The following is a 7553-nucleotide window of genomic DNA, read 5'->3' as shown; positions in this document are numbered from 1 at the left end:
CCGCAAAACCCTCGACTGGGCCACCCCCGCCCAACGCCTCGACCAACTCCTCGTTGCAACAACCACTTGACCACAAGGGGTCTCGATACGCCCCTGCGGGGCTACTCGACCAGCATGCGTGCGGGCGTCTCTTCCAAGGAGAACGGGTCGGCTCCACTCTCGGTCGGACGCGGCCGCCGCGGTGTCGTGATCCTGCGCACCAGGAGCGCGATCCTGCGGAATCGAACGGCTTGTTACCGTGAACAATCTGCATTAGGTTCAGCGTGTCGACGAGGATCCCCCGTCCTCCCAGTAGCTCGACAGGTGTTGCGCAACTAGCGCTCTCCGCCTTCACCACATCGGATTCAGAGGCGAATCCGGAGAGGAACCGTCAATGTCGACGTCCCCCCACCTGAAGAGTCCGGATCCGAGAAGACCGGATTCGAGACGACCGGATTCGAGACGGCCCGATCCGAGGGCGATGCGCGCACTCGTCACCGCCGCGGCGGCGTCGGTCGCGCTTCTCGCGTCCTGCGCGGTCCCGGTGGCAGCCGCTGCGGCAGTCGATGCGGTCCCGTCTCCCGAGCAGAGCCTGCTCGCGGACTTCACCTTCGATGCCGCCCCGAGCAACGGCGCGTTCGTCGATCGCAGCACCCGCGCTGCCGTCCAGGGAGCGGCGAACCTGGTCCCCGGGAACACGGGCCAGGGCACAGCCGCGCGCCTCTCGTCGGCCTCGTGGCTCGACCTGACCGCCACGGACGGCAAGGCGCTCCTGGCCGGCCGGCAGAACGTGACCATCTCCTACGACAGCAAGCCCGATGCCGCGGCGAACACCGGCTGGGCCGTCTTCGCCGCCCGCTCCACCACGCGTCAGGAGTACGCCCAGGAGCACTACCTCGGCGTCCTCGATCGGACCTCGGGGATCACGGTCGAGCGGTACGACAACACGAACGGCCGGAACACGGCCGGGAACCTGGCCACGACGGCGACGAACGCCGAGTGGAAGCACGTCGATCTGGTCGTCACGGAGACGACGACGCGTCTCTTCGTCGACAGGAAGCCGGTCGCCGTCAACGGCTCCGGGGTCCCGCTGAGCCAGATCCTCGGCTCGTCCGGCGGAGTCCTCCAGGTGGGCAAGGCGAACTGGGGCGGGGGAGAGTACTTCTCCGGCATGATCGACAACCTGCGCATCTACAACCGGGCGCTCTCCGGCGCGGAGCTGGGCGCGGAGAACCCGGCGGTCACCTCCGACGCGGGCGCCGCACTGGCCGTGCCGGCCACCGTGCTCGGCGACCTCCCGTCCCGCGTCCTCGGCAAGCAGGTCACCTGGAGCGCCACCGGCGCCGGAGCGGGCCGCGTGCAGTCGAACGGAGCGATCGACACGTCGGGCCTCGGCACCGGGACCGCCGCCGTGACGCTCACCGCCACCGTCGAGGGCAGCAGCCAGACCTTCCGCTGGGACAGCCGCATCGCCGCTCCCGGCGGACGGATCGCGACCTACGTCAAGACGGTGACCACCACCGCCGGGACGAAGGACGACCCGCTGGCCTACAACGACGACCGCCGCGCCGACGCGCTGTACGCCGCGGCACTGCCCGCCGGCGGCAGCAGCTGGGAGCCGCTGAACCGCTCCCAGGCGATCCTGTACGTCGCCAACGACGGCGATCAGGGCGCGAAGCCGAACGCCCAGGTCGGGTCGCCGAGCCTCTTCCGGTCCGCGAACGGGGCGCTCGGCGCGGTGTCCGCGCAGAACAACGCGACCGATTCCGTCTACGTGTGGACCTCGCCCGAGGGCAGCACGTTCTCGCAGCAGCGCGCCGTGCGGATCGCTCCCGGCTCGGTCGTGACCGACCCGCGGATCGTGTTCGACGCCACGGCGCAGAAGTACAAGGTGTTCTGGACGGACCTGCTCACCGGTGAGGGACGAGTGACGGTCCTCGCCGACCTGACCGCGAGCACTCCTCTCGGCGTCACGTCGAAGGCGGACACCCGGGTCCTCGGCGTCCAGGGCGCAGGACTCCCGTCCTGGGCCGCGCAGAGCCAGGCGAGCGACCTCGCACTGACGTTCGCCGAGTTCGACGTCTTCTACAAGAACTACGTCGACCTGCAGAACACGGGCGTCGAGAGGATCGACGCCACGGTCGCCCAGGGAGCCGGAGCCGCCGGAGTCGCGGCCGCGCTTCCGAAGCAGGCCACGCTGGACTACAACGACGGATCGAAGAAGAGCCTCAACGTCGACTGGCAGGACGACCTCTCCGCAGTGGACACCACGAAGCCGGGCAGCTACCAGGTCTCGGGCACCGTCCAGCAGGACCCCGAGGAGATGGTGAGCGACGCCCGCGCCGATCCGCACGTCTTCTTCAACCCGGACGACGGCTACTACTACCTCACCGGATCGCACTACGGCCAGTCCTCCCTCGGACCGATCGAGGAGAGCTCGAGCTATCGCAAGATCGGCCTCAAGCGGGCCACGACGCTCGCGGGGCTGCAGGACGCGCCGGAGCAGATCGTCATCGATCCGGACAAGGGCACGCCCGGCAAGGAGGGGCAGTATCCGAACACGTTCTACGGCTGGGGCGGCTTCATCTGGGCGCAGGAGTTCCACAAGATCAACGGCACCTGGTGGATCGTCGCCGGGATGAACAAGGGCTACGCCCCCGTCGGCGGCTTCTGCGACAACACCGTCCTCATTCCGTACACGGGCACCGACGCATCGATCGCCGCGGGCGGCTTCTTCGACCAGACCAAGTGGGGCGAGCCCGTCGTCCTCGACGGCGCCGCGTTCGACGTCAGCTACTTCGAGCGCACCGAGGCCGGCAAGCAGCAGGGCTACTGGATCATGCCCTCCGGCGGTCAGATCCTGATCGGCAAGGCCGTCTCCGGCTCCAAGGGGACCGTGCCCCTCGTCGACGGCGAGCTCACGCGCGTGTACGGCGAGAGCCAGCCGTGGGAGATCGGCAAGCTCGCGCCCACTCCCAGCGACACGTCCGAAGGACGCGACCAGGGAGTCGTCGAGGCGCCCTTCATGGTGCAGCAGGGCGACACCATCTCGATCACCTACTCAGGCGGCACGGTGGACAAGTACTACAGCCTCGGACTCCTGAGCACGACCGCGACGGCGAACCTGCAGGATCCCGCGAGCTGGAAGCAGACCGCGTTCCCGGTCCTGGACACCAACGACACCTTCACCGGTCGTCTGGGAGCGGACGAGACGAGCTACTACACGAAGCAGCAGGCCGGAACGGGTCACAACTCGTTCGCGAAGGACGAGTCCGGCAATCTCGTCCTCGCCTACCACGCCCGCCCGTACCAGGACCCGCACCTGGCGACGGACCCGGTGAACGCCGGTGGCCTCTTCGACTCCGACCGCAACACCTGGCTGAAGGGCGTCAACGTCCGGGCCAACGGCACCCTCGACCTGTCGCTGACGAAGACCCAGGAGGTGGCGCCGGGGAACCGGACCGTCACCGCCACCGTCGTCGTCCGGGGAACGACCCCGACGGTGACCGCCACCGCCACGTCGCGGTGCGTCGCAGGGAAGGCCGTCGTCACGGTCGTCACCAGGAACGCCGGCACCGCCGCCGCTGTGGTCACCTGGGCGACGCCCTGGGGTGAGCGCACCCAGAGCATCGGCGCGCAGAAGACCGCCTCTCTCGCGATCACGACCCGTGCCGCCGCCATCACGGCGGGGACCCTCACCGGGACGTCCGTCGCAGCAGGCACGAGCACGCCCGTCACGGCGACCTACCCCGCAGCTCGCTGCGGATAGGGCGCCGGGGGAGTGGGGCCGGCCCGCGGGCCCGCCCCACTCCCCGCGACCCATCCACCCTCTGACTTCGATCCTTTCCGGATCAGGGCAGGCAGCGCTGCCTCGCCCAAACGACAAGGAGTTCCCATGAAACCCACCACACGATGGCGCGCCGCCCTGGTCGGTGCGCTCGCCTCGGTGGTCGTCGCAGCAGGCGTCGCGCTACCGGCCGTCCCGGCGACTGCCGCTGATGATCTCCTCGTCCGCTACGACTTCTCCCAGCTCTCCGGCACGACGGTCCCCGATTCCTCCGGCGGCGGGCGCAACGCGATCCTCCGCGGCTCCGGAGCCCAGGTGTCGGGAAGCGAGCTCGTCCTTCCCGGAGGCGCGAGCGGCAGCACCGCCGCCTACCTCGAGCTGCCGCGCGGCCTCATCGACGGGCGCAACACCCTCACCATCCAGACATGGCTGCGCAACTACACCGGAGCAGGGAACTACGCGGCCGCGTTCTTCGGAACAGTCGAGAGTCCGCCGTCTCAGTACTGGCTGCTCAATCCTCGCGACCCCAGCGGACGCTTCAAGTCGGTGATCACTGCGAGCCGCAACACGCAGGCGCCGTGGACGACCGAAGCGGGGATCCCCGCGAGCGGTCCGACCGGGCCCACCACCGACGCCTCCTGGGGCCTGTACACCACCGTCCTGCAGCCCGGGAAGCTGACCGGCTACTACAACGGCCGCCTCATCGCCGAGACCGTGACGAACCGATCGGTCAGCGATCTGGGCACCGACCTCGTCGGCTACATCGGCCGCTCGTCCTACCCCGACCCCTTCTACAAGGGAGGCGTGCGGGACTTCCAGATCCGCACCAGCGCTCTCTCCGCCCAGCAAGTGGCGGACAGCTACTGGACGGGCGTCGACGCCGGTGTCCGCACCGCGGCCCTCGCCTCCGACGCGGCGGCCATCGACCTCGGACCCTCCCGCGTGAGCTCCGACCTCGCACTCCCCACCACCGGCGCGCAGGGCTCGAGCATCCGGTGGACGAGCTCCGACCCGGCGCGTATCAGCAGCACGGGAGCGGTCACCCGGCCCTCCGGCAGCGCCGACGCCGCCGTCACGCTGACCGCGACCCTCACCCTCGGCGGCGCCTCGACCACTCGCGACTTCCCGCTCACCGTCGCCGCGCAGAACGCCCAAGCCGACCTCGACGCTCTCGCCGAGAGCATCGTCCTCCGCCCGACGCTCGCCGACGGCGAGCTGCTCCCCACCGCTCCCGCCGGCGCGACGCTCACCTGGCGCACCACCACCTCGGGCGTGAGCATCGCAGCGGGCGCGGTGCGCACGAGCGGCACGACGGCCGTCTCGGCAACCATCGCGGGGGAGCTCCGCGCCGGAACGGCCACCACGACGAGGACCTTCTCCGTCCGCGTCCTTCCGACGGGCCGGGCCCGCTACCTCCTCGCCTACGAGCGCACGGCGCTGGGATCGCAGGAGTACGGCAGCAACGTCGCGTACAGCATGCACCTCGGCCTCGGTACGACCCGCACCAGCACCGAGGCGCTCAACGACAACACCGGAGTCCTGTTCGCCGACGCTCAGCCCACCGGCGTGCTCGATGTCGTGCAGACCCGGACGCTCCGCGACCCCTACGTCTTCCAGCTCGCGACCGGCGGCTACGGCGTCCTCGCCACCCGCACGCTCACCAACGGCGACGTCGACTCCGAACGCCGCGGAACGCCGCTCTTCTTCACCACCCAGGACCTCGTCTCCTACGAACCGCGTGGCTTCGTCGACCTCGAGGTGACCGTGGCCTCCGAGCCGCGCGCCGTCTGGGACTCGGCGGCCAAGCAGTACCGAGTGACCTGGAAGGACGCGGCGGGAGCGGACTTCTCGCGGTCCTTCACCGACCTCGCCGACGCGGGAACCCGCGGCGACCTGCGCCGAGGCGCGATCTCGCTGCCCGACGCCGCCGTCTCCACCTCGATCACCGGAGCCGTGCCGTCCAACCTGCTGGTCGTCCCCACCGACACCGCCTCTTCTCTCGAGAAGCGACTGGGCCGTATTCGGAACACCACCGTGGCCGTCGACGCCGCGACCGTCCCGCAGGGGGCGGCGGTGCCCGCGCTCGGTGCGGCGACGCTCGGCTACTCGGACGGCTCCACGAAGAAGCTCCCGGTCGACTGGTCTGCCGCCGATCTCGCCGCCGTCGACACGTCCACGCCGGGGACCTACCAGGTCAGTGGAACCGTGCGACAGCGCGACTACGCGGCACCCTTCATCCGTGCCGAGGCCGACCCGAACATCCTCCGCTGGAAGGACCGGTACCTCTTCATCTCCACGGACGACCGCGGCGACAACCAGCCCGGCATGTTCCTGCGGAGCTCACCGACCATCGACGGCCTTCGCACCGCGGCCGACAGCATGGTCGTGGCACAAGGCACAGCCGGCATCGCCGGCTGCTACTGGGCGCCCGAGCTGCACGATCTCAATGGAGAGCTCTACATCTTCTACTCGCCCTGCATCGGCGCCATCGACTGGCAGCGAGTGACGTCCTACGTGCAGAAGCTCAAGACCGGCGGCGACCCGACACGTCTCGCTGACTGGGAGACGCCTCGCCCCGTCCTCAAGCAGGACGGCACGGCGCTCCAGCGCGATGCTCAGCACCCCGGCATCAGCCTCGACATGACGGTCTTCCAGGACGGCGGCCGCACCTACGTGTCCTGGTCGCAGCGCTACGTCACCGGCGGTGTCATCGGCGACGCCGAGCTCTGGATCGCCACCATCGATCCCGCGAACCCGTGGCGCCTCACCAGCGAACCGCGCAAGCTCGTCACCGCCTCCTACGGCTGGGAGACCAACCTCACGAACGTCGCGGAAGGAGCGACGGCCATCACTCACGACGGGAAGGTCTACCTGACCTACTCGGGATCGGGAACCGACCGCACGTACGCCGTCGGCCTCCTGACCGCCCCGTCCGGCGCCGATCTCACCGACCAGACGGTCTGGGCCAAGTCCGACGCTCCGCTCCTGAAGAGCGACCCGGCCGCGAACCTGTGGGGCCCCGGACACAACAGCTTCACGGTCGACGAGGACGGCAACGAGGTCCTGGTGTTCCACGCCCGCTCGAACGGAAGCAGCAACCGCGACACCTACCTCCGCCGGATCCACTGGGCCGCCGACGGGGGACCGGTCCTCGACATGAGCGCCGCGGAAGAGGTACTCACCGCGAATCGCACGGTCCGCACCACCATCACCGTCCAGGCGTCGGCCGTCACCGTGACCGCGACCGCCACGACGCGCTGCATCTCCGGCAGGGCCGTCGTCACGATCACCACCCGCAACGCCGGCGCCGGCACCGCGGACGTCGCCTGGGTCACCCCCTGGGGCGCGCGCAGCCAGCAGATCGGTGCACAGAGGACGGGCACGCTGGCGACCACCACCCGGGCCGCCTCCCTGTCGGCCGGGACGCTCGAGGGAACCGCCACGGTGAACGGAGCCGCCACTCCGGTGACGGCGACCTACCCCGCAGCACGCTGCAGCTGAGACGACCGAGAGGGGGTCCGTCCACGTCGAGTGGGCGGGCCCCCTCTCGGCGTTCCCGGACACCGCGCGCGCCGGTGGCACCGCGCAGCGAAGGACGACTCGGACCGGAGCTGCAGTGACACGCGTGATGATTCTCCGCTCTCCTGTCCGAGTCGGTCGGCGAGGCCCTCTCGAGAGCGGGCAGGAGAGACACCGAGAATCGGAGGACGAGCGTGATCTCGCGTGGATTCTCGGACGGGACGCAATGGCGATGGCAATAGCAAGGCAAATGGCAATGGCGGTGAAG

Annotated in this window: 2 protein-coding genes; both read left to right on the top strand. The window is 69.8% G+C overall.

What is annotated here, in order from left to right; translation table 11 throughout:
• Nucleotides 1-460 precede the first annotated feature (460 nt).
• Nucleotides 461-3748, top strand: a complete 3288-nt coding sequence (locus tag EDF36_RS12905; RefSeq protein WP_185020469.1) for a family 43 glycosylhydrolase — start codon at nucleotides 461-463, stop codon at nucleotides 3746-3748.
• Between the two features lie 126 nt (nucleotides 3749-3874).
• Nucleotides 3875-7267: a family 43 glycosylhydrolase gene (locus tag EDF36_RS12900; protein WP_123733309.1), complete on the top strand. Its 3393-nt coding sequence runs from the start codon at nucleotides 3875-3877 to the stop codon at nucleotides 7265-7267.
• Nucleotides 7268-7553: the final 286 nt, after the last annotated feature.

This window comes from Rathayibacter sp. PhB152 (assembly GCF_003751395.1).
GTDB lineage: Bacteria > Actinomycetota > Actinomycetes > Actinomycetales > Microbacteriaceae > Rathayibacter > Rathayibacter festucae.
The sequence above is the reverse complement of the archived record's forward strand: the minus strand, read 5'-3'. Positions and strand labels throughout refer to the sequence as shown.

Excerpts from the sequence above, each read along its gene's own strand:
- EDF36_RS12905 (WP_185020469.1), top strand. The coding sequence starts at position 461 with ATGCGCGCACTCGTCACCGCCGCGGCGGCGTCGGTCGCGCTTCTCGCG.
- EDF36_RS12900 (WP_123733309.1), top strand. The coding sequence starts at position 3,875 with ATGAAACCCACCACACGATGGCGCGCCGCCCTGGTCGGTGCGCTCGCC.